18 protein-coding genes and 1 pseudogene are annotated in these 22,011 nt (G+C 51.2%); 18 read left to right on the top strand and 1 reads right to left on the bottom strand.

The window, feature by feature from the left end:
- The first annotated feature begins 117 nt into the window (after positions 1-117).
- The 14 genes and pseudogenes from ACJJIB_RS01350 to ACJJIB_RS01285 all read left to right on the top strand — a co-directional run bounded on the left by ACJJIB_RS01350 (position 118) and on the right by ACJJIB_RS01285 (position 13,448).
- The gene (locus tag ACJJIB_RS01350) at positions 118-480 is read left to right on the top strand and encodes an ATP synthase subunit I (RefSeq protein ID WP_252083953.1); all 363 of its coding nucleotides are present in this window, start codon (positions 118-120) and stop codon (positions 478-480) included.
- A 50-nt stretch (positions 481-530) separates the two neighbouring features.
- Positions 531-1,457 (top strand): F0F1 ATP synthase subunit A, encoded by a 927-nt coding sequence (gene atpB / locus ACJJIB_RS01345; protein WP_252083952.1) that lies wholly within the window; start codon positions 531-533, stop codon positions 1,455-1,457.
- Between the two features lie 59 nt (positions 1,458-1,516).
- Positions 1,517-1,762 (top strand): F0F1 ATP synthase subunit C, encoded by a 246-nt coding sequence (gene atpE, locus ACJJIB_RS01340; RefSeq protein WP_020413895.1) that lies wholly within the window; start codon positions 1,517-1,519, stop codon positions 1,760-1,762.
- Between the two features lie 52 nt (positions 1,763-1,814).
- Complete coding sequence (locus tag ACJJIB_RS01335) at positions 1,815-2,285, top strand: F0F1 ATP synthase subunit B (protein WP_252083951.1); 471 nt, start codon at positions 1,815-1,817, stop codon at positions 2,283-2,285.
- Positions 2,286-2,297: 12 nt separating this feature from the next.
- Positions 2,298-2,834, top strand: coding sequence for a F0F1 ATP synthase subunit delta (locus ACJJIB_RS01330; protein WP_252083950.1), 537 nt, complete (start codon positions 2,298-2,300; stop codon positions 2,832-2,834).
- Between the two features lie 49 nt (positions 2,835-2,883).
- Positions 2,884-4,428, top strand: coding sequence for a F0F1 ATP synthase subunit alpha (gene atpA / locus ACJJIB_RS01325; protein ID WP_152455988.1), 1,545 nt, complete (start codon positions 2,884-2,886; stop codon positions 4,426-4,428).
- Positions 4,429-4,505: 77 nt separating this feature from the next.
- A complete protein-coding gene (atpG, locus tag ACJJIB_RS01320; RefSeq protein ID WP_252083949.1) occupies positions 4,506-5,366 on the top strand; it encodes a F0F1 ATP synthase subunit gamma in 861 nt (286 codons plus the stop codon).
- Between the two features lie 59 nt (positions 5,367-5,425).
- Positions 5,426-6,829, top strand: a complete 1,404-nt coding sequence (gene atpD, locus ACJJIB_RS01315) for a F0F1 ATP synthase subunit beta (RefSeq protein WP_252083948.1) — start codon at positions 5,426-5,428, stop codon at positions 6,827-6,829.
- Between the two features lie 18 nt (positions 6,830-6,847).
- Entirely contained in the window at positions 6,848-7,267 is a 420-nt protein-coding gene (locus tag ACJJIB_RS01310; protein ID WP_020413901.1) for a F0F1 ATP synthase subunit epsilon, read from the top strand.
- A gap of 167 nt (positions 7,268-7,434) precedes the next feature.
- Positions 7,435-9,564, top strand: a complete 2,130-nt coding sequence (locus tag ACJJIB_RS01305; protein ID WP_444883246.1) for an NHL repeat-containing protein — start codon at positions 7,435-7,437, stop codon at positions 9,562-9,564.
- 597 nt (positions 9,565-10,161) lie between these two features.
- Positions 10,162-11,151 carry a hypothetical protein gene (locus tag ACJJIB_RS01300; protein ID WP_444887613.1) on the top strand — a complete coding sequence of 330 codons (990 nt, stop codon included), beginning with the start codon at positions 10,162-10,164 and terminating at the stop codon, positions 11,149-11,151.
- A gap of 20 nt (positions 11,152-11,171) precedes the next feature.
- Positions 11,172-11,606, top strand: a complete 435-nt coding sequence (locus tag ACJJIB_RS01295) for a VOC family protein (protein WP_444887612.1) — start codon at positions 11,172-11,174, stop codon at positions 11,604-11,606.
- 151 nt (positions 11,607-11,757) lie between these two features.
- A complete protein-coding gene (locus ACJJIB_RS01290) occupies positions 11,758-12,390 on the top strand; it encodes a glutathione S-transferase family protein (RefSeq protein WP_444883243.1) in 633 nt (210 codons plus the stop codon).
- 414 nt (positions 12,391-12,804) lie between these two features.
- Positions 12,805-13,448, top strand: a pseudogene (locus tag ACJJIB_RS01285) (formate/nitrite transporter family protein).
- Positions 13,449-13,567: 119 nt separating this feature from the next.
- On the opposite strand, the gene ACJJIB_RS01280 reads toward ACJJIB_RS01285, so the two are convergent.
- The gene (locus ACJJIB_RS01280) at positions 13,568-16,909 is read right to left on the bottom strand and encodes an amidohydrolase family protein (RefSeq protein WP_444887611.1); all 3,342 of its coding nucleotides are present in this window, start codon (positions 16,907-16,909) and stop codon (positions 13,568-13,570) included.
- A gap of 214 nt (positions 16,910-17,123) precedes the next feature.
- On the opposite strand from ACJJIB_RS01280, the gene glmU reads away from it, so the two are divergent.
- From glmU to ACJJIB_RS01260, 4 genes are all read left to right on the top strand, one after another.
- Complete coding sequence (gene glmU, locus ACJJIB_RS01275) at positions 17,124-18,485, top strand: bifunctional UDP-N-acetylglucosamine diphosphorylase/glucosamine-1-phosphate N-acetyltransferase GlmU (protein WP_444888889.1); 1,362 nt, start codon at positions 17,124-17,126, stop codon at positions 18,483-18,485.
- Positions 18,486-18,611: 126 nt separating this feature from the next.
- Positions 18,612-19,703: a pyruvate dehydrogenase (acetyl-transferring) E1 component subunit alpha gene (gene pdhA / locus ACJJIB_RS01270; RefSeq protein WP_444883241.1), complete on the top strand. Its 1,092-nt coding sequence runs from the start codon at positions 18,612-18,614 to the stop codon at positions 19,701-19,703.
- Positions 19,703-20,698 carry an alpha-ketoacid dehydrogenase subunit beta gene (locus tag ACJJIB_RS01265; protein WP_444883240.1) on the top strand — a complete coding sequence of 332 codons (996 nt, stop codon included), beginning with the start codon at positions 19,703-19,705 and terminating at the stop codon, positions 20,696-20,698. The genes pdhA and ACJJIB_RS01265 overlap by 1 nt, the downstream gene beginning before the upstream one ends.
- Entirely contained in the window at positions 20,695-21,981 is a 1,287-nt protein-coding gene (locus tag ACJJIB_RS01260) for a dihydrolipoamide acetyltransferase family protein (RefSeq protein WP_444887610.1), read from the top strand. Before ACJJIB_RS01265 ends, ACJJIB_RS01260 begins: the two co-directional genes overlap by 4 nt.
- The last annotated feature ends 30 nt before the right edge of the window (positions 21,982-22,011 follow it).

The raw sequence follows: 22,011 nt of genomic DNA, 5'->3' as shown, positions 1-22,011 counted from the left end.
TCCCGAAAATCAAATAAGTTGGCGACATTTGCCGGTTGAATCGGCGATGCTGTTGCAGCATAATTCGCACGCCCAAATTTTGGGCGGACAGCGCACAGAAGTCGGCTTATCCCGTCTATGAGAAAACCCCCGGTATTACGAATTGCCGCGGTACAGCTTCTGCTGATATCGGTGGCCAGTGCGGTACTGCACTTGAGTGGCAAACCGGTGACGGCGCTTTCCGTATTTATCGGCGGTGCCCTATGTGCACTGCCCGGAGCATATTTCGGCAGGCGCGCCTTTCGCGATAGCGGTGCGCGCGCGGCCCATCGCGTGGTAGGCAATTTCTACCGCGCGGAAACCGGCAAATTTATATTGACCATGGCGGGTTTTGCGGCAGTTTTTGCCACCGTCAAGCCGCTGAATGCGGCAGCGCTTTTTATCAGCTACGTCCTCTGTGTGATCGTGCAGTGGATTATGGTGGCGCGCATGGTCCGCTAGCCGGTGGATAAGAAAAAAAGAATTCTTACTTTTACGATTGTTGAGGAACTATGGCGGGCGAAGCTCTAACTGCGACGGGGTATATCCAACACCACCTGCAAAATATGACTTACGGCAAGCTGCCGGCCGGGTACACCCGCGCCGATGGTTCTGTGCTTAGTGAGTCCACCTGGACTATGGCGCATTCCTCTCAGGAAGCCGCGGATATGGGCTTTTGGGCCCTACATGTGGACACCCTGGGTTGGTCTATCGGCCTCGGCCTGATTTTCTGTTTCCTGTTTGCCCGCGCTGCCAAAAAGGCCAGTGTGGACAAGCCCACCGGTTTCCAGAGTTTTGTGGAGCTGGTCACCGAGTTTATCGACAAGCTGGTTAAGGAAACCTTCCCCCACCGCAACACCATGGTTGCCCCGATGGCGCTGACCATTTTTGTGTGGGTATTCCTGATGAACCTGATGGACCTGGTGCCGGTGGACTGGTTGCCAATGGCTGCCGCCAAGATTTCCGGTAACGATCACCTCTTCTTTAAAGTGGTTCCGACTACCGACCCGAACGCCACTCTGGGTATGGCCCTGGCGGTGTTTGCGCTGATGATTTTCTTCAGTATTCGCGAAAAAGGGGCCATCGGCTTCCTGAAAGAGCTGACTCTGCACCCTTTCCATACCGGCAAGCTGTTCTTTGACATCCTGCTGATTCCGGTCAACTTCCTGCTGGAAGCAGTTTCCCTGATCGCCAAGCCGATCTCCCTGGGCCTGCGTCTGTTCGGAAACCTCTACGCCGGTGAAATGATCTTTATCCTGATCGCGATTGTCTTTGGCGTTGGCGTTCTCGGCTTTATTGGTGCGGGTCTCCTGCACATGGGCTGGGCGATCTTCCACGTACTAGTAATCGTGCTGCAGGCGTTCGTATTTATGGTATTGAGCACCGTGTACATGGCGATGGCACACCATCGCGACGATGAGCACGAGCACGATCAATAAGTTTTTAACCCTTTTTTCGACCTTTACAACAACTCTTTAACTTTGATTTGGAGAACACAATGGAAGCATTAGGTCTGGTTTACATCGCAAGTGCACTGCTGATCGGTCTGGGCGCCCTGGGCACCGCTATCGGTTTCGGTACTCTGGGTGGCAAGCTGCTGGAAGGTTCCGCTCGTCAGCCTGAACAGGCTCCGGCTCTGCAGGGCAAAATGTTCCTGATGGCTGGTCTGCTTGACGCGGTTCCAATGATCGGTGTTGGTATCGCTATGTACCTGATCTTCGCCGTAGCTCCTGGTCTGGTTTAATTACGCCGTTCCAATTGCCCTTAACCCTATTTAAAGAGCAAGAGGTGTCGGTGTGAATATCAACCTGACTCTAATCGGCCAGTCGATTACTTTCCTGTTTTTCGTCTGGTTTTGCTGGAAGTTTGTTTGGCCGCCGCTTTTGGGCGTGATGAAAGAGCGTGAGCAGAAGATCGCAGATGGTCTCGCTGACGCCGAGCACGCGCAGAAAGATCTGGAACTGGCCAAGCGCAAAGCTGCCGAGCAGCTGAAAGAAGCCAAAGATCAGGCGAGCGAGATTATCGATGGCGCCAACAAGCGCGCTAATCAGATTATCGATGAAGCAAAGCAGGCTGCGCATGCCGAGGGCGATCGCCTGAAAGCTGCGGCTAAAGCTGAGATCGACCAGGAAGTGAATCGCGCTAAAGAGCAACTGCGCAGCCGTGTGGCAGACCTGTCTGTCCTGGGTGCGGAGAAGATTCTCGCGGTCAATATCGACGCTAAGGCGCACGACGACCTGATCGACAAACTGGCAGCCGAGCTGTAAGCGAGGAACCCCATGGCGGAACTCAGCACACTGGCCCGGCCCTACGCTAAAGCTGCATTTGCCTATGCGCAGCAAGCCTCCCACTTAGGTGGTTGGAGCGCTGCGCTGGAAACTGCGGCGGCGGTCAGCCAGAACGAAAAAGTGCGTGAGCTGCTGGATAACCCACAGCTCACCAGTGAAGAGCGCGCAGATAAATTCCTGTCGATCTGTTCAGACGAGCTCGGCGAGCACGGAAAAAATTTCATCCGGTTGCTGGCGGAAAACCACCGCCTGCAGCTGCTGCCGGAAATTTCCGAGCTGTTCGAAGAGCTGAAAGCGCAGGCGGAAGCCACCCTCGAGGTGGAAGTTGTTTCCGCGCACGCCCTGAGCGATGCACAGGCGCAAGCACTGGGCCAAAAGCTCAGGGCGAAGTTTGAACGCGAAATACATCTGCACAGCTCGGTGGACGAGAGCCTGCTGGGCGGCGCGATCATCCGCGCCGGTGATACAGTCATCGACGGTTCCGTACGCGGCCGTCTGGCCAAGCTCGCCGAGGCGATGAACTCCTAAATTACTCTCCCCGTCGGCGTCAGCCGGCGGGGGACTTGAGGAACAGAGCATGCAGCAACTGAATCCCTCTGAGATCAGTGAAATCATCAAGAGCCGCATCGAAAATCTCGATGTGAGCACTGAAGCCCAAAATGAGGGCACCATTGTTTCCGTATCCGACGGCATCATCCGCATCCACGGCCTGGCCGACGTGATGTACGGTGAGATGATCGAGTTCGAAGGCGGCGTTTACGGTATGGCGCTGAACCTGGAGCGCGACTCCGTTGGTGCTGTAATCCTGGGTGACTACAAATCTCTGGCCGAAGGTCAGAAGTGTCGTTGTACCGGCCGTATCCTGGAAACCCCGGTTGGTCCGGAACTGCTCGGCCGCGTTGTAGACGCACTGGGTAACCCGATCGACGGCAAGGGCCCACTGAACAACAAGCTGACCGACGCGGTAGAAAAAGTAGCGCCTGGCGTTATCGCCCGTCAGTCCGTTGATCAGCCTGTACAAACCGGCTTGAAAGCGGTTGATACCATGATTCCGATTGGCCGTGGCCAGCGTGAGCTGATCATCGGTGACCGTCAGATCGGTAAGACTGCTGTGGCGATCGACGCCATCATCAACCAGAAAGGCACCGGCGTTAAGTGTATCTACGTTGCCGTGGGCCAGAAGCAGTCCTCTATTGCCAACGTAGTGCGCAAGCTCGAAGAGCACGGCGCTATGGACCACACCATCGTAGTGGCCGCTGGCGCCGCCGATCCGGCAGCGATGCAGTTCCTGGCTCCTTACGTCGGCTGTACCATGGGTGAGTACTTCCGCGACCGTGGTGAAGATGCCCTGATCGTATACGATGACCTGACCAAGCAGGCTTGGGCCTACCGTCAGATCTCCCTGCTGCTGAAGCGTCCGCCTGGACGTGAAGCCTACCCCGGTGACGTTTTCTACTTGCACTCCCGTCTGCTGGAGCGCGCCGCGCGTGTAAATGCCGACTACGTAGAGAAATTCACCAATGGTGAAGTGAAAGGCAAGACCGGCTCTCTGACCGCCCTGCCGATCATCGAAACCCAGGCCGGTGACGTATCCGCGTTCGTACCGACCAACGTGATTTCCATTACCGACGGCCAGATCTTCCTCGAGACCGATCTGTTCAACTCCGGTATCCGCCCTGCGATCAACCCGGGTATCTCCGTATCCCGTGTAGGTGGTGCAGCGCAGACCAAGGTGATCAAGAAACTGTCCGGTGGTATCCGTACCGCTCTGGCTCAGTACCGCGAATTGGCGGCATTCTCCCAGTTTGCCTCTGATCTGGACGAAGCTACCAAAGCCCAGCTGGATCACGGTGAGCGTGTAACCGAGCTGATGAAGCAGAAACAGTACTCTCCGCTGTCTATCGCGGACATGGCTGTTTCCGTTTACGCCGCCGACAAGGGTTACCTGAAAGAAGTAGAAGTTGCCAAGGTTCTCGATTTCGAAGCCGCCCTGCTCGCTTACATGAACAGCGAACACGCAGAGCTGATGGAGAAAGTGAACGCGACTGGTAACTACAACGACGAAATCGACGCAGCTTTCAAAGCCGCTATCGAGAAGTTCGTCGCTACTAGCAGCTGGTAAGAACTCCCTGGAGAGCGCGAAAGAGCGGCACTGCCGCTCTTTCGGAATCTAACTTCCAGCGAACAAGGTAAATCACTATGGCAGGCGGAAAAGAAGTACGCACAAAAATTGCCAGCATCAAGAGCACGCAGAAGATTACTGCCGCAATGGAAATGGTTGCAGCCAGTAAGATGCGTAGAGCTCAGGATCGCATGGCACTGGGGCGTCCCTACGCCCAGCGCATACGCGCAGTGATCGGCCACGTCGCCAACGCTTCGGCCGAGTACCAGCATATTTACCTGCAGGAGCGCGAGGCCAAGCGGGTCGGTTTTATCCTGGTATCCACTGACCGCGGACTCTGTGGTGGCCTGAACATCAACATGTTCAAGGCGGCTATTCGCGAGATGCAGGCGTGGTCCGAAAAAGGCGTTGACGTAGAAGTCTGCGCGGTAGGTAACAAGGCGGCCAGTTTCTTTAACGCCATCGGCAGCAAGGTTGTCGCAGCAGTTCGCGACCTGGGCGATGCGCCCCAGGCCAACAAGCTGATTGGCTCAGTTAAGGTAATGCTGGACCGTTACGCAGAAGGCGATATCGATCGCCTGTTCCTGGTATCCAACGAGTTTATCAACACCATGTCACAGAAGCCGCGGGTTGAGCAATTGCTGCCGCTGCCGAAAGACGAAGATGAAAAACTCATGCACGAGTGGGACTACCTCTACGAGCCGGATCCGGTTGAATTGCTGGATGGATTGCTGGCTCGCTATATCGAGTCTCAGGTATACCAGGCAGTAGTTGAAAACAAAGCCTGTGAGCAGGCAGCGCGTATGATCGCGATGAAGAGCGCCACCGATAACGCCGGTGAGCTGATCGATCAGTTGCAGCTTGTCTACAACAAGGCGCGCCAGGCGGCCATTACCCAGGAACTGTCCGAAATTGTCGGCGGTGCGGCGGCGGTTTAATCCGCTGCCCCTAGCAGTAATGGTCAGCCTAGAAAGAATTTAAAGCTGAGGATCCGGAAATGAGTAACGGGCAAATTGTGCAAGTGATCGGAGCGGTCATCGACGTGGAATTCCCACGCGATTCTGTTCCGAATGTATACGACGCACTGGTGGTTGAGGACAAGAACCTCACCATGGAAGTGCAGCAGCAGTTGGGTGACGGCGTGGTACGCGCTATTGCCATGGGTTCATCCGAAGGTATCAGCCGCGGTCTGCCCGTGCGCAATACCGGCGCTCCGGTTTCTGTACCGGTAGGCCTGGAAACCCTCGGTCGCATCATGGACGTGCTCGGCAACCCGATTGACGAGTGTGGCCCTATCGGTGAGAAAGAGCGCTCTTCTATCCACCGCGCTGCACCAACCTACGAAGAGCAGTCCAGCTCTACCGAACTGCTGGAAACCGGCATCAAGGTAATCGACCTGGTTTGCCCGTTCGCCAAGGGTGGTAAGGTTGGTCTGTTCGGTGGTGCCGGTGTAGGTAAAACCGTAAACATGATGGAACTGATCAACAATATCGCTACCGAGCACTCCGGTCTGTCCGTGTTCGCAGGTGTTGGTGAGCGTACCCGTGAAGGTAACGACTTCTATTACGAGATGGCTGAATCCGGCGTTGTTGACCTGGAAAATAAAGCCAACTCTAAAGTGGCGATGGTTTACGGCCAGATGAATGAGCCGCCCGGCAACCGTCTGCGTGTTGCCCTGACCGGCCTGACCATGGCGGAAAAATTCCGTGATGAAGGCAAAGACGTACTGTTGTTCGTCGACAACATCTACCGTTACACCCTGGCCGGTACCGAAGTATCTGCACTGCTGGGCCGTATGCCTTCTGCGGTAGGTTACCAGCCGACCCTGGCGGAAGAGATGGGCGTTTTGCAGGAGCGTATTACCTCCACCAAGACTGGCTCTATCACCTCTATCCAGGCGGTATACGTACCGGCGGATGACTTGACTGACCCGTCTCCGGCGACCACCTTCGCGCACTTGGACTCCACCGTAGTACTGAGCCGTGACATCGCCGCTAAAGGTATCTACCCGGCTGTTGACCCGTTGGACTCCACCTCTCGTCAGCTGGACCCGCAGGTAATCGGTCAGGAGCACTACGAAGTGGCTCGTGGCGTACAGTCCGTACTGCAGCGCTACAAAGAGCTGAAGGACATCATCGCGATCTTGGGGATGGACGAACTGTCTGAAGAAGACAAGCAGATCGTAGCCCGCGCCCGTAAGATCGAGCGTTTTCTGTCTCAGCCTTTCCACGTTGCGGAAATCTTCACTGGTGCACCAGGTAAATATGTTTCCCTGAAAGAAACCATCCGTGGCTTCCAGGGCATCCTGAACGGTGAGTATGACCACATGCCTGAACAGGCCTTCTACATGGTGGGAACCATCGACGAAGCTGTGGAAAAAGCCAACAAGACCAAAGGCTAAGCCAGAGAGGCATATACTATGGCCATGACAGTACATTGTGACATTGTCAGCGCCGAGCAGTCTCTCTTCTCCGGACTGGTGCAGATGGTGATTGTGAGTGGTATCGAAGGTGAGCTGGGTCTCTCCTACGGCCATGCGCAACTGCTTACCGCCCTGAAGCCCGGTCCGGTACGCATCATCAAGCCCGGTGGTGAAGAGGAAGTACTGTTCGTCAGCGGTGGCTACGCCGAAGTGCAGCCGAACATGGTTACCATCCTCGCGGATGTAGCCGAGCGTGAAATTGATGAGGAAGCTGCGCAGAAGGCCCGCGAAGAAGCGGAACACGCCCTGCACAAAGCGCCCTCTGAAGTTGATTATGCGCGTATCTCAGCCCAACTGGCCGAAGCCGAGGCGCGTCTGCGCACTCTACAGGCAATCCGCAAGGCGGCCGGCAAGTAAGCAGCGCTTGCATTCGTGTAAAGCGCCTACTTCAAGGCGATAAAAAAGCAGCTTCGGCTGCTTTTTTTGTATTCTTGGTTCTCACTTTACCTTCCCCCTGTTTTTGAAAGTCACTCCCTACTCTATGTGCCCATAGGGGTAGATCTAAGTTGTACGAGGTATCTACATTGAAGCCCACCTTTAAAAAACTCTTCACAATATCAACTTTAATTTACCTACTGGCCGGATGTGGTGGCGGCTCATCCGGCGGAGGCGATGATAATCGTGAACAGAAAACAGATAATGAAAACCCAAGCGCCAGTATCCTGTTTCCATCTGCCAACGGATTGTGGAGTGATCGGGAAACATTGATCGTCCGCGGGAGTGCGACAGACAATGTTGGGGTGGAAAATGTGCTGGTAAACGGGATAGAAGCAGATTCCGATGATGGCTTTAAAACTTGGCAAGTAGAAATACCGTTGACTGCAGGTGAAACCACGGGCATCAATGTAGAGGTCACTGATGTTAATGGAAATAGAACCCTGGAAGCTGCTTTTTTAACTGTAAACGCCTATGACAATTTTGACAGTTATAGGTTTTGCAGCCCTTTGGCATATGATGACGATAGAAATGTAGCCTATACGTTTAACCCTGTTAGGGAAATTAGTCTGGAAAAGATGCAAGAGAGATTTATCTCCTCAAGTCTTACTGATGTCGTCGGTGCGAAATACGATGCGATTACAGGAAATTTTTTAGTTATTGAAAAAGACAGGTTGTTGTTGGTTGATAGGGATTTTAATGTAGTAAATAGCATTTCAGAAACTGATGATGAATCACTATCTTTTGGCAAGAGGCCCCAGATTTCAATTGATGATAGTAGTGGAGATATTTATGTTCAAAATTATTGGCCGAGCTCCTTAATAAAAGTTGATCCTGCCACAGGTGAGAGAGAAAAAATATCAGAGTTTCAGTATGTAGATGGAAGTTCCGTAGGCTACCTAAACCAGGGACTTGAAATTAAAGGTGGCAGATTTTTTGTACTCGAAGAGAAGGCATTACTGGAATTAAATCCATTTACATGGGCGGCAAGTGAAATTTCAGGGAAAAATATAGGTGCAGGAGAGTCTTTTTACAGTATAAAAGGTCTATCTGTCGATTTAGAGAATAACAAAGCCTACGTGGGCGACCACCATAGTAGATTGTTTGAAATTGATTTAACAACAGGTGATCGAGAGGTAATTTCTTCTGAACTGGATGCCGGTGAAGAAAATCTCAATTTCGACTCAGCTAGAAATGGCTTTTTGGATGTAGGGCCTTTTATTCTAATTAATTCCTGCCTGACTGGGCATACTTTCTCAATCAATAAGGAAAGTGGAGAGAGGAGTCGCTTATCCAGAAAAATTAGAGGGGATGGGCCCTTAATTTCTGCAAGTGAAGCACCTATCTTTGACCAAGATAATAATCGTATTATCGTTCTGAATGATAGTTATGGTAACTCTGATTTATTTTCTGATTTCGATAAGATTCAGCAAGTTATTTCTGTAGATCTACAAACTGGGCACAGATCCATTCTATCAGGACCAAACTATGGCGAAGGTATCATTAAAGGCTATTTTAATAATCTGGCTGTAGACGATAGAAATGGAAATATTTACGCAATGGAATCTGTATCCAATAGTATCGTCAAAATAGACCCTAATAACGGGAATCGAACCATAATTTCAGGAGTGGAAATAGGAGTTGGTGAAAACCTTATGGGGTCGAGAGCTCTAGCTGTAGATTCGACACAAAATCGAATATTAACTATATCTGGATCTTCATTGATTGCTGTTGATATAGAGACAGGAAATCGAAGTGTAATAACAGATTTTACGTATATGGATATGTGGCATCCACAATATATATCCTTGAACTCGAATTCTTCGCACGTCTACATTTCGGATGTTCATGGAACTATCAACAAAATTGACCTGAATAGTCAGGAAATAACCACAGTATCAGGTAAGGATATTGGCAGTGGACCAAGTATGAATGAACTTGGCTTTATGGTGTTTGATGAGTTAAATAATCAAATAATTATTGAGGATTATAACCATACTGAAGGAGATGAATTTCCAATTGATATTGAGCTTCTGGCTGTAGATCTGGAAACTGGAGATAGAACTTTGTTGCTGAATCTTCAGGAGAAGAATAATGAGGATATGCTGATTTCACCTGTGATTGATACTAAAGAGAATAAAGTATATCTGGCTATGCCTAATAGAAGTATCGCTGTTTTTGATATGCAAACAAAGCAGTATTTAACTGTAACACAATAGTTTTTAATTGTTCTGACGCCAGTAATATTTTTTCTGGCGCTTATGAGCCTCCTAGCTTAGTTTTCAAGGAGGCCAGGTATATATTGTTGAATTGAAATGCTGCTGACAGATTTTCGTAGAGAGAGAATCTATTTATACAGACATACTAATGTCTTTATTAGTGATTTAATCGATTTTCTCACAAAATTTCGCTCCAATGTTGTATGCCAAAAATCTAGTTGTTTCAGGTTAATAAATAGGTTTATTAATTTTTTATGAGATTTTGATTTTATTTAAAGGTTATTTTTTTTAGAAAAATTTATGTCAACTGTCTATGCTTTTAGGTGAAAGTACGACCTCTGTGCACATTTAATCATACCCTTCTTGCTTTCACATTTCTCTATATTGATTTATTGTATACGTGGTACCTTTCCAAAGGTGGTTGATGTTAGTAGATAATTAAAGTATACATTCTGTCTTTATTTGAGTTCATTTCGTAAACCTGTGTAAATAAGTGCCTTGCGTACAAAATCATAATATCTTGCTATCATATTCTCTATACTGGTTGTTGGCTGCTTAAGCTAAGTTTATGTTTTAAATTTAAAGTGGCGCTGATTTATGGTTTTCAGTAAGTTGTATCAGGCCTCATTTCGAAAAGTTTCGATTTTTCTGACATTTTTTTTGTTGTTCTTAGGTGTAAATAGCCACTCTCAATTCTATGACGCCCCCACTCCCGCCGAATATCTCAGTAACACCAAGCCTTTTTATATTCCCGGTAATATTTTTGTCACAGGAATTACTCCTAAGAAAAATAGGGTGCCAAGCCACCTAAAAGAATTTGGGTTTTATCACTCCGGTTGGGATGAAGATGATATCCCTGAAGTCGCAAGATTCTCTACTTTCGTTGATATTTGGTACTTCGATAAAGACCTAATGGCAGTTGCCAGGAAGCATGGGCTAAAGATCTGGGTGGCTTTGGCCCCTATTTTTTTTAAGGATTTTGGAAAAAATAAGCAGGAGAATTATCTGGATAGATGGGAAAAAGCCAGGCAAGAGTTGCTGCCTTTTAAAGATATTATTTACGCTTTTGATCCTCTAGATGAACCCTTCCAAAGATCTCTGTTACCGGATAAAGATTTGAAAAATTACCTTGAGGAGATTGGAGAATTGATACGGAGAGATTTTCCTAAGGCAAAACTTGCTATTACATTTACACACAATACTGTGAGTCAGGCTAGATTTCAGCTAATCGTACCAGAGAACTACAATTTATTCGGAGTTGATCACTATGTTGGAGTGAAATTCCAGGACGAAATTGTTGAAAAATTGATGCATAAAACTCAGCATATGGATGCTAAATATTATTTAATTCCGAGAGGGTTTAAGACCACTAATCGAGATTATGGGATTTTATCAGAGGAACAACTTATTTCTCGAGCTCGACAAGCTTATAACTTTGCTATTTCAAATTCCAAGGTGGAAGTGATGTTTCCTTTTCACTGGAAAGGCTTTACCGAGCATTCAAAAGAATATTTTGGAGCCGAGAGTATGCCCAACTTACTCCAACAGTACGAGAGAATTGGTAGAGCAATTTCCAGGAATCGATAGGGAGTTTGGAGGATTAGTCGATGATAAAGAATCCTGATCACGTAACCATCGCTGTCACCAATTTGGAAAAAAGCCAAAAATTCTTTGAATTATTAGATTTTGAATTGGAGATTACTGATGTTATTTCAGGAGAGAAAATCTCTAAATACCTGGAGGTCCCCAATGTTCAGGCAGACCATTTAACAATGGTTTTGAAGAATGCTGAGCCTAGATTTGAAATTCAGTTGTTACACTTCCGTTCGCCAAAGATATTTTCTGATTCCAATATATTAAATCTGGCAAGACCTGGCTATAACCATCTTTGCTTGAGGGTTGATGATATCGAGTTGTCTGTGGATTACTTGAAGAAAAATGGGGTTCATATTCGTGGTCAGGTTATAGAGTATTTGAGCAGAAAGCTGGTATACATTGAGGGTCCTGAATACATCACGATAGAGTTGGCTGAATGGCTGTGATGAAAAAATAAGCCTTATAACCTTTTTACAAGATTAATTTTTTACAAGTTTATTCTAATCCCACAGCAAGAACTTCCCTACTGGCGTAAAAATCTCTCGAAAAATAATAGTATTAAAATAAACTATTCTCTCCGTTTTCAGGGAGAGAATCATGTCAGATCATTTGATTTTATATACTAACCCCCAGTCCCGCGGATGCATAGTACGCTGGATGCTAGAAGAATTGGGCTTATCTTATCGTACAGAGGTACTTGAGTACGGTGAACCTATGAAGACCACCGAATATCTTGCTATCAATCCAATGGGTAAGGTACCTACTCTGGTTCATGGTGGGAGAATTATTACAGAAGCTTCAGCTATATGTGTTTACTTGGCGGAAGTGTTCCCTGAGTCAGAATTGGCGCCAATGAATGACGATGAGAGAGCGAGCTTTTATCGCTGGATGTTTTTTGCGGCTGGCCCTATGGAATCTGCCATTGTGAATAAATATATCTTTGGGGAAGAGGCAGGTGCAGACAAGCAGCTGATGCTCGGTTACGGTTCCTATCAGTTGGCATTAGACACACTTTCTAAGGTGATTAAGTCCGGCCCCTATATTCTCGGTGAGCGTTTTACTGCAGCGGATGTTTATATAGGTGCCCAGTTAGAATGGGGGCTGCAGTTTGGCACTATAGAGAAGCGAATAGAGTTTCAGGAGTATGTTGAGCGCTTATCGAAACGTGAAGCTTTCCAGAGAGCGCACGCATTGGATAAAGCTCTAATAGAAGAGGTTAATGAAGTTTAGTTATCACTTTTTGAGATTACTATGTAAAGCCTCGCTATGCGAGGCTTTTTAATGGATGAGTGTTAAAGTCTGGAGACAAGTATTGGGTGTATTTGAACTTCACCGGTAATTATGTAGAGTGAATAATTACCCCATATTTTTTATGATCTTTTTAATTTAATGGCGAGGCTATTTAGGGCCTTGTTTAAGTCCAAAGCAGCTATCCTGAATGCTGTGTCGCATCTTCCCATGATGTAATTTTTTCATCTCCCATTCTGATTTTCTATGAGTATCAATAGCGATAGACCCAAGAGTGAGCGGGTGGTTTTGTGTGAACAGATGGATGCCAGCCTGCATGAATATGAACTTGAGAGTCGCTCTCTGTTATAGTCATCTATTGCTGCGGGATTGGAAATTGGTTTTAGTTTTTTCTTGATGATGGCGCTGTTTAGCAGTTTTCATGAAGAGCTGGATAAATCGGCGTTACACCTTGTGTTGTCGATGAGTTACCCGGTTGGCTTTATTTTGGTTATTATAGGACGCACGGATCTTTTTACCGAACATACGACATTGGCAATTTACCAGTTGCTGATAGAAGGCAACGTTTGCGTGATCTGGGTCGTATGTGGGGATTCATTTATCTCGGCAATATGATTGGCACTTTTTTATTTGCGTTGATACTGGTGGGTTATTTCTCAGTCAGTCAAAACATTGTCTCAGCAGGTTTTGATTACTATGGTCAAAAGCTGATTAGTGCGAATAATAGTGCGTTACGTCTTGGTGCAATTTTGGCTGGGTGGCTAATGGGGTTACTCGGTTGGCTAGTTTCATCCAGTACTGACACCATTAGTCGAATAATGGTTATTGCAATAGTGACCTTTGTAATCGGTCTGGGCAGTCTGCCGCATTGCGTAGCAGGGGCCGTAGCAATATTTAGTGCCTGGATAGGTGGTGATGGTTCGATAGGTTTGATGGAAGTACTGCGCTTTCAAATCTTAGCCACGTTGGGTAATACCTTTGGTGGGGCCGTATTTGTGGGTCTTTTGAAATATGGTTATATCACCAATAATTTTTCCTAGCCGAAAACTTTCTTTAGTAGGGTTATAAGAGATAGGTAATTGGGCGCTTTGATAGTTCTCCGCGCCCTAGAAGTTGTATCCGGCGGAAGCCACCGGATACAAAACTAAGACTCTGGGAATTAATGTACCCAGTGGTGGCGTTCCATTTTCTCTTGTACCGCCTCTGCCGTAGGAGCGGGCATAGCGCTGATAGGCAGGCGTTCGTGGAAGAATGCCAAGCGTTCGCCAGCACCGACTTCGTTCATGGTTTCTGCCTCGAACACACGGCCATTAATTACCGTGTAGGTAATGTTCTCTGACAGGCGTAGGTTATCCAAGGGGTTGCCGTCAACCACGATCAGGTCAGCCAGCTTACCAGCCTCAATGCTGCCGATATCACCGTCCATACCCAAGTAGCGGGCACCATCGATGGTACCGGCGCGGAAGGCTTCCCAGGGGGTAAAGCCGCCCTGCTCCATCATCCACATCTCCCAGTGCGCTCCAAGTCCTTCGCGCTGGCCGTGGGCGCCGATATGTACGGTGACACCTTCGTCGCGCAGCTGCTTGGCCTGACGGGCCACATTAAAGTGGTTGTAGTGGGCATCCGGCGCAGTGGGGCGACGGATAGAGCGGGGGTTAACGATAAAATCGGGGGTAAAGCGGGTCAGGCGCTCGTTCTTCCATACTTCGGTGCGGTCATACCAGTACTCCTCACCCCAGAGGCCGCCGTAGGCCACAACGAAGGTTGGTGTATAACCCACTTGGGTTTGGCTCCACAGTTGCTCCACATCGCCGTAGACATTGGCGATCGGCAGTGAGTGCTCGATACCGGTGTGCCCGTCCACAATCATGTTCATATTGTGCTGGTACTTACCGCCGCCCTCGGGCACTACCATAATGCCGGCTTCGCGGGCTGCCTGCAGCACTTGCTGGCGCTGGTCGCGGCGGGGCTGGTTGTAGCTCTTCACCGAGATGGCGCCCATTTCCTTGAGACGGTTGACGTGGAACTGAGCGTCCTCCAGGGAATTGATCTTGGCTTTGTAGCCTGGACCTTTGGCCCCATAGAGGATGGTGCCAGTAGAGAAAATACGCGGTCCGGTAATCAGACCGGCCTTTTGCATTTCTGCGGCGGAGAATATCTCGCTGCTGTCATTGGAGGGGTCGTGAATCGTGGTCACGCCAAATGCCAGACTGGAGAACAGGTTCCAGTTTTGCTGCGGGATAATTTCTTCGCGACCCTGAGCGCCGTGGGCATGAGCGTCAATCAGCCCTGGCAATACAGTTTTGCCGGTGATATCGATGCGCTTCGCCTCGGCGGGAATTTCAACTTCTGCAGCTGGGCCCACCGCGACAATGCGGTTGCCTCGGAATAGAACCACGCCATCCTCGATAATTTCGCGGGTGTTCTCCGCATCGCGCATAGTGACGACTTTGCCACCGGTGAGGGCAACGAGGCCAGCGCGATTGTCGAAGGACTGCACAAAGCTTAGGTCGATGCCTTCAGAAACTGGCTCTGGTAGTTCCTCTGGGGCACCGGCGACAAATTCGAAGGCGTCTTTTAGTTCGCGCTCGAACAGCTTGGGCCCGTGTGCCCAGCCTAGGGTGTCACTATCGGCGGACCAGTGCAGGTTTTCACCGGCGCGCTTTGATACCTGGGTGACTTTGACCGCTTTGTTATTAGGGCCGATCACCTCGGACTTGCCGGTGTGCATAAAGGGCGCGACGAAAGCTTTGAAGTCCTGGGTGAAGGCGACCCACTTGCCGTCCGGGGACAGACGGAAGGAGGTAATCTCGGCACCGTGCAGGTGCTCACGCTCATCTTTGCCTTCCAGGTTGGTGCTCTTCAATACGCGCTTGCCGCCGCCGGCGTGTTGGTACTCGGAGAAATAGATACGGTCCTCGCTAGTGCCGAAGTGCGGCTCATAGCCGGACTTCACGACCCGGCGTTGCCAGTCGCCGTCGACGTCTGCCAGGTAGATACCCGGTTCTAAAGAGTACTCGGGGCTGAGCAGGTAACCGCCGGTAAAGCGGCGGTAGGCCACGGTGTCACCACTGGGGGAGAAGCTCGGCTCTACGTAGAGGCCGGGCTGTTTGGTGATGTTTTTGCCGCGACCGCTGCGGGAGGATACTACACGCACATGACCGAGTTTTTGGTCGTCCCAGGTGACATAGGTGATCTCGCGACCATCGCGGGACCAGCTGGGATAGAATTCAAAGTGGTCTTCCTGGCGGGTCAGCCGGCGGCGCTCACCACTGGCGATATCCTGAATATAAATCTTGCCCAATGCCTGGAAAGCGACCTGCTTGCCGTTGGGGGATTTTTGCGCCCAGCGAATCATCTTCACATCGAAGGTGTCCGGGGCTACTTCCACGGGGAAGCGCACCGCATCCGCGACCTGTTTCTCGACCTTCACATGAGCCGCAATCGGCGCAACGCTGTCGCCGTTGATGGAGATACGTAGGAATTTACCGCCAGTCCAAACGACCAATGACTCACCATCGGGCATCCAGTCGTATTGAACGTAGTTACCATGAGGACCGAAAATTTCCTGTAGGTCTCGCTCAAGGCCGGCGTAAACAGGGGTTTCCAGCCCAGTATCCAAATCTTTCAGGAACAGGGAGGTCTGATTGTCCTGGCGGCGAATAAAGGCCAGTTTACTGCCATCCGGAGAGGGCACTGGCGCCACCGCGCCACCGGGACCAGAGATAAAGGTTTCCTCTTCACCGTCCTGTAGGTCGTAGCGCTTGATGGCAAATATTTCTTTGGTCGAGTTCTTGTTGTACTCCCATACGGTACCGGGTGTGGTATCGATGGAGTAATAGACGTAGCGTCCATCTGGAGAGAAGGCCGGATCGGCAATATTCTTCTGGGCGATATCGCCACCGATACGCTCTTTCAATTGGCGACCTTCACCCCCACCGTAGTGGTACATCCAGATTTCACCGGCGGGAATACTGCGGCCGGACATAAAACCTTTACGTGCTACCAGGTACTGGCCATCGGGGCTCCAGTTGGGCGAGTGCAGCAGGTTTTCCTTCTCTGTCGTGAGCTGGCGAAGGTTGTCGCCATTGCGATCCATCAACCAAATGTTGTCGGCGCCATCGCGGTCGCTGATAAATACAATGGTTTTGCCATCCGGGCTGAAGCGCGGCTGCATATTCCAGGCGATTTCATTGGTCAGGGCTACTGCCTCGCCGCCTGCTACCGGCACTGTGTAGATATCGCCGAGCATATCGAACAGGATGGTTTTGCCATCTGGGCTGATATCCAGGTTGCTCCAGGTGGTCTCGCGGGTGTCCAACTGGATCGGTTCAAATTCGTAGGGCGGCTTGTTGATATCCCAGGATTGGGCTTCCGCCTTATCTCCTTCTTGTTCTTCAGCGCCTTCAGCTTCTGCTACGGCCCCCAGAGGCAGGGACAGCATAAGCGCTGCCAGAGCCAACAAATGGCGCCGTGGTTTTTTTTGCTCGATTGTATTCATGGACAATTTCCCTCCACCGCATTGTCTGCGTTGGCTCTGACTGTACTGTTGTAATGGGCAACGTATTGATCTTCAGGAGGCTAAATTACCGGGATCGCCGTCCGGCGGCAATCGCAATGCGCTAAGCGCCAAGCTGCCGGGTTGGGTTGAGTTAGTGAGGGCTAGTGGCCACAATGTTGCCAAATTTAAGGAATTAGTGAGATTTCAAACCATTATGACTATCGACGTAGTGATTTTGGCTGCGGGCAAAGGTTCCCGTATGCGATCGGACCTGCCCAAAGTGCTGCACCCGATTGGCGGAATTCCCATGTTGGGGCATGTCATTGAGACGGCGCGACAGTTGCAGGGGGTTGAAATTACCGTGGTTGTCGGACACGGCGCAGACCAGGTACGTCAGCGATTTGCCGATAGTGGTGTGAAGTTTGTTGAGCAGACGGAGCAGCTGGGCACCGGCCACGCTGTGGCACAGGCTATCCCTCAGTTCCGCGAGGGTGCCACCGTGTTGGTACTTTATGGTGATGTGCCACTGGTCAGGGCGGGAACTCTACAGTCCCTGTTGTCGGCTGCGGATCATGGCCCAGCCCTGCTTTCGGTAGAAATGGCCAATCCGGCCGGTTATGGGCGCATAGTGCGCGATACGTCGGGTCGGGTGCGGGCGATTGTAGAAGAGAAAGATGCAGATGCCGATACACTGGCTATTAGTGAGGTGAACACCGGTATTCTGGCGGCGCCGGCAGATCTGTTGGCTCGTTGGTTACCTGAGTTGTCTTGTGAGAATGCCCAGGGCGAGTATTACCTGACCGATGTCATCGCACGTTCTGTGAGTGAGGAGATCGCGGTGACGGGCGAGCGTGCCAGTGACACGCTGGAAGTCGCCGGTGTCAACAGCCGCGCCCAGCAGGCTCAGATGGAGCGAGCCTTACAGCATACCCGCGCAGTGGCACTGATGAATGCCGGTGTCACTTTGCTCGATCCAGCCCGGATCGACATCCGTGGCAGCCTCGAATGCGATACTGATGTATCCATTGATATCAACTGTATCTTCGAAGGTGATGTCTCACTGGGCAAGGGAGTACAGATTGGCCCCAATTGCCTGCTAAAAGATTGCCGCCTGGCGGATGGTACCTGTGTAGAGGCCAATTCTGTCATTGAAGGTGCTCATGTGGGTGAAGCTTGTACCATTGGTCCTTTTGCTCGCCTGCGCCCTGGCACCGAGCTGGCTGATGGAGCCAAGGTGGGTAACTTTGTAGAGACCAAAAAGGCCAAAGTGGGAGTCGGCAGCAAGATTAATCACCTCTCCTATGTGGGGGATTCAGTCGTGGGTGAGTCTGTGAATATCGGTGCCGGCACCATCACCTGTAATTACGATGGTGTGAATAAGTCCCTCACTGAAATTGGTGACGGCGCCTTTATTGGTTCCAATACCGCTCTGGTTGCTCCGGTGAAAGTTGGCAGTGGTGCCACCATAGGAGCGGGCTCCACCATTACCCGGGAGGTGGGTAGTGAAGAGCTGGCCGTGGCGCGGGGCAAGCAACGCAATATCACCGGTTGGGAACGTCCCATTAAACGAAATTAGTTTTTACCCTTCCTAAAAGGGGAAACCCGCTGGAAAATCGAATTCCGGCGGGATTTCACTCCTCCCACCCGGTGGGATACCTCCTTTCCATTAAACTTGCGCTTCGGGAACAAAAGGAATGGCCCGATGCACAAGCCTAGAATGCAGCTGCTCGCCAGCTTTGATATCGCCTCTCTACAGTACCTGGATGAGTCAGGACAAACTACTCAGGCGCTACCCGATTTCGCTACCCCGGATACTCTGGTTGCCCTATACCGGCAGATGACCCTGGCGCGTATGGTCGATGATCGCGCGGTGAAGATGCAGCGCACCGGTCAACTCGGTACCTACCCGTCCAGCCTTGGGCAGGAAGCGATCGGTGTGGGTGTCGGTGCCGCCATGGCAAAAGAAGACGTCTACTGCCCCAATTACCGGGAAACCGGTGCCCTTTTGGAGCGCGGTGTGCGTATAGAAGAAATCTACGCTATTTGGGGAGGAGATGAACGCGGCCAGAACTATCGCCACGTATGCGAGGATCTACCGCTAAGCGTACCTATTGCCACGCAAATGTTGCATGGGGCCGGCGTTGCCTTTGCGCTCAAATATAAACACGAGCAGCTGGGGGAGCCTATACGTGCGGCGGTTACCAGTGGCGGTGACGGCGCCACTTCCAAGGGAGATTTCTATGAGGCGATCAACCTAGCGGGGGATTGGAAGTTGCCGCTGGTGGTGGTGATCAATAACAACCAGTGGGCCATCTCCCTACCCCGTTCTGGGCAGACTGCTTGTAAGACCCTCGCACAGAAGGCAATCGCCGCCGGAATCCCCAGTTTACAGGTTGATGGCAACGACGTGATCGCTGTGTATCAGGCCGTGTTAGAGGCGCTGCAACTGGCCCATGAAGGTGGCGGGCCTTCATTGATTGAGGCGGTGACTTATCGTCTGTGCGATCACACCACTGCGGATGATGCCAGCCGCTACCAACCACAAGAGGGCGTCAAAGAAGCTTGGGGTAGGGAGCCGCTCAGGCGGCTGAGAATCTATTTGGAAAGCCTGGGTATCTGGGGAGATGCACAGGAAGAGGAATTACAGCGGGAGTTGAAGGAGATACTGGAGGAGGCAGTGCGGGTGTATCGGCAAACTCCTCGAGATAAGTCTACGGCTATTTTCGATCACCTCTATGGAACCTTGCCCGAGGCCTTTATCGAGCAATACCAACAATTGCAGGGGGACAGCTGATGGCGCAAATTACCCTGGTAGAAGCGATTACCCAGGCGCTCGCTTTCGAAATGCAGAGAGACCCCAAGGTGGTTGTTTTCGGTGAGGATGTGGGACTGAACGGCGGCGTTTTTCGTGCTACCGATGGCCTGCAGGCGCGTTTTGGCCATGAACGGGTACTGGATACTCCGCTGGCGGAAAATATGATTGCCGGGATTGCGATTGGTATGGCGGTGCAGGGCCTGCGACCGGTGGCGGAATTTCAGTTTATGGGGTTTATCTATCCCGGTCTCGATCAGATCCTCAGCCACGCCGCGCGCTATCGCAATCGCACTCGCGGCCGTCTCTCCTGCCCGATTGTCTACCGGGCCCCCTATGGAGGCGGAATCCATGCACCAGAGCATCATTCGGAGAGTACTGAGGCCCTGTTCGCCCATATTCCCGGATTGCGCTTAGTGGTGCCCTCTTCTCCGGCGCGGGCCTATGGATTGTTACTGGCGGCGATCCGCGATCCAGACCCGGTTGTCTTTCTCGAACCCAAGAGGATCTATCGTGCGGTGCGCCAGGAAGTCGTCGACAATGGTGAGGCTCTGCCGCTGGACCGTGCCTTTGTCTTGCGAGAGGGCAGTGATATCACCTTGATCGCCTGGGGAGCTTCGCTGAAGGAGACTCTGCAGGTTGCCGAGCAGCTCTCCACTGAAGGCATCGAAGCGGAGGTGATCGATCTCGCCACTCTAAAACCCCTGGATATTCACACCATTATTGATTCTTTGGAGAAAACCCACCGCTGTGTCTTGATACATGAAGCCGCGCGTTTTTGTGGTCTGGGTGCGGAGGTGGCTTCACAGATCAATGAATATGCCTTTGACCTATTGCATGCACCGGTACAAAGAGTAACGGGGTTCGATACGGTGATGCCCTATTACCAGCTTGAAGATGTCTACCTACCCGGTGTGCCGCGAATTATGACGGCGGTGCGCGAAGTGCTCGAATACGCAAATGGAGGGGTGGCATGAAAATTTTTACCCTGCCCGACCTCGGTGAGGGGTTGCCGGATGCAGTAGTGCGGGAATGGCATGTGCACGAAGGAGATGAAATTGCCGCCCACGAAAGCCTGGTAACTGTTGAGACCGCCAAAGCTCTGGTAGAAGTTCCAGCTCCTTGGGGAGGCAGAATAGAAAAGCTGTTTGCAGAGCCGGATCAAACCGTCAATGTGGGTGAGCCCTTAGTGGGCTTTGTCGCTGAAGGCAGTAACCAAGAGACATCGCAATCAGCAGTGCCTGCTGAAGCTTCTTCTCCCAAAGAGTCTGTCTTTCAGGAAGAACCTGAAATGGAAGAACCTGAAAAGGAAAAAGTGTGCGGGGCATCGGCACCTAGTCGGTCGCGGGCCGACAGTGGAACGGTGGTTGGGAAGCTCGAACAGAGTGAAGATGTCCTCGGCGCCGAGCAGGGCCTTACTGAGGGGCCTAAACGGCTGGCAACACCCTCGGTTCGTGCCCTAGCTCGGCGCCTGGGGGTGAATTTGGAAAAGCTCTCCACGGACGGGGGACTGATCACAGCTGCACAGGTGCGCTCTGCCGCGGGGGCAAAATTTAGTGCCGCGGAAATAGCTACCGATCAAGCTGAGCAAAATACAAGGAAGCCTTTGCCTGAGAGGGATTTGGTAAAAGCTCAAGAGCCTGGGGAAATTATGTCCCCGGCGCGGCGTGCCATGGGCCTGTCCATGAGTCGCGCTAGGGACCAGGTAGCGCAGATTACTCTGTGTGATGATGCGGATATCTCCAGCTGGTGGGGCAGCGAACCGGCATTATTGAGACTGATTCGCGCTGTGCAGTCTGCCTGTGCTGCGGAGCCTACCCTCAATGCGTATTTCCAAGATGATCAGCTGTCTCCTCAACAGCCCGTCAATATCGGATTGGCGGTAGATTCCCCGCGAGGCCTATATGTCCCTGTGCTCAAAGATGTAGCCACGCGATCAGATGACTCACTGATGGCCCAGGTGGCCGACTTCAAGCATCAGGCCAGGGAGACCGGAATCGCCCAGAGCGATTTGCAGGGCGCAACGATTCTCTTGTCCAACTTTGGTGCTATTGCCGGGCGCTATGCGACACCCGTTGTGTTGCCCCCTACGGTGGCCATTGTCGGTGCGGGCAGGGTTTGCCAAGGAGTTGTCGTCATAGACCGTTGGCCGGCTATGCGGCCACTGTTGCCGCTCTCTATTAGTGCTGATCATCGAGCGGTGACCGGTGGTGAACTGGCGCGCTTTCTCCAGGCGATGCTAGCCGCGCTTTCCACCTGAGTAGCGGCATCATTTCTGCTGTTTCCCTGT

Source organism: Microbulbifer mixtoriginis (SeqCode), assembly GCF_052467705.1.
The sequence above is the reverse complement of the archived record's forward strand: the minus strand, read 5'-3'. Positions and strand labels throughout refer to the sequence as shown.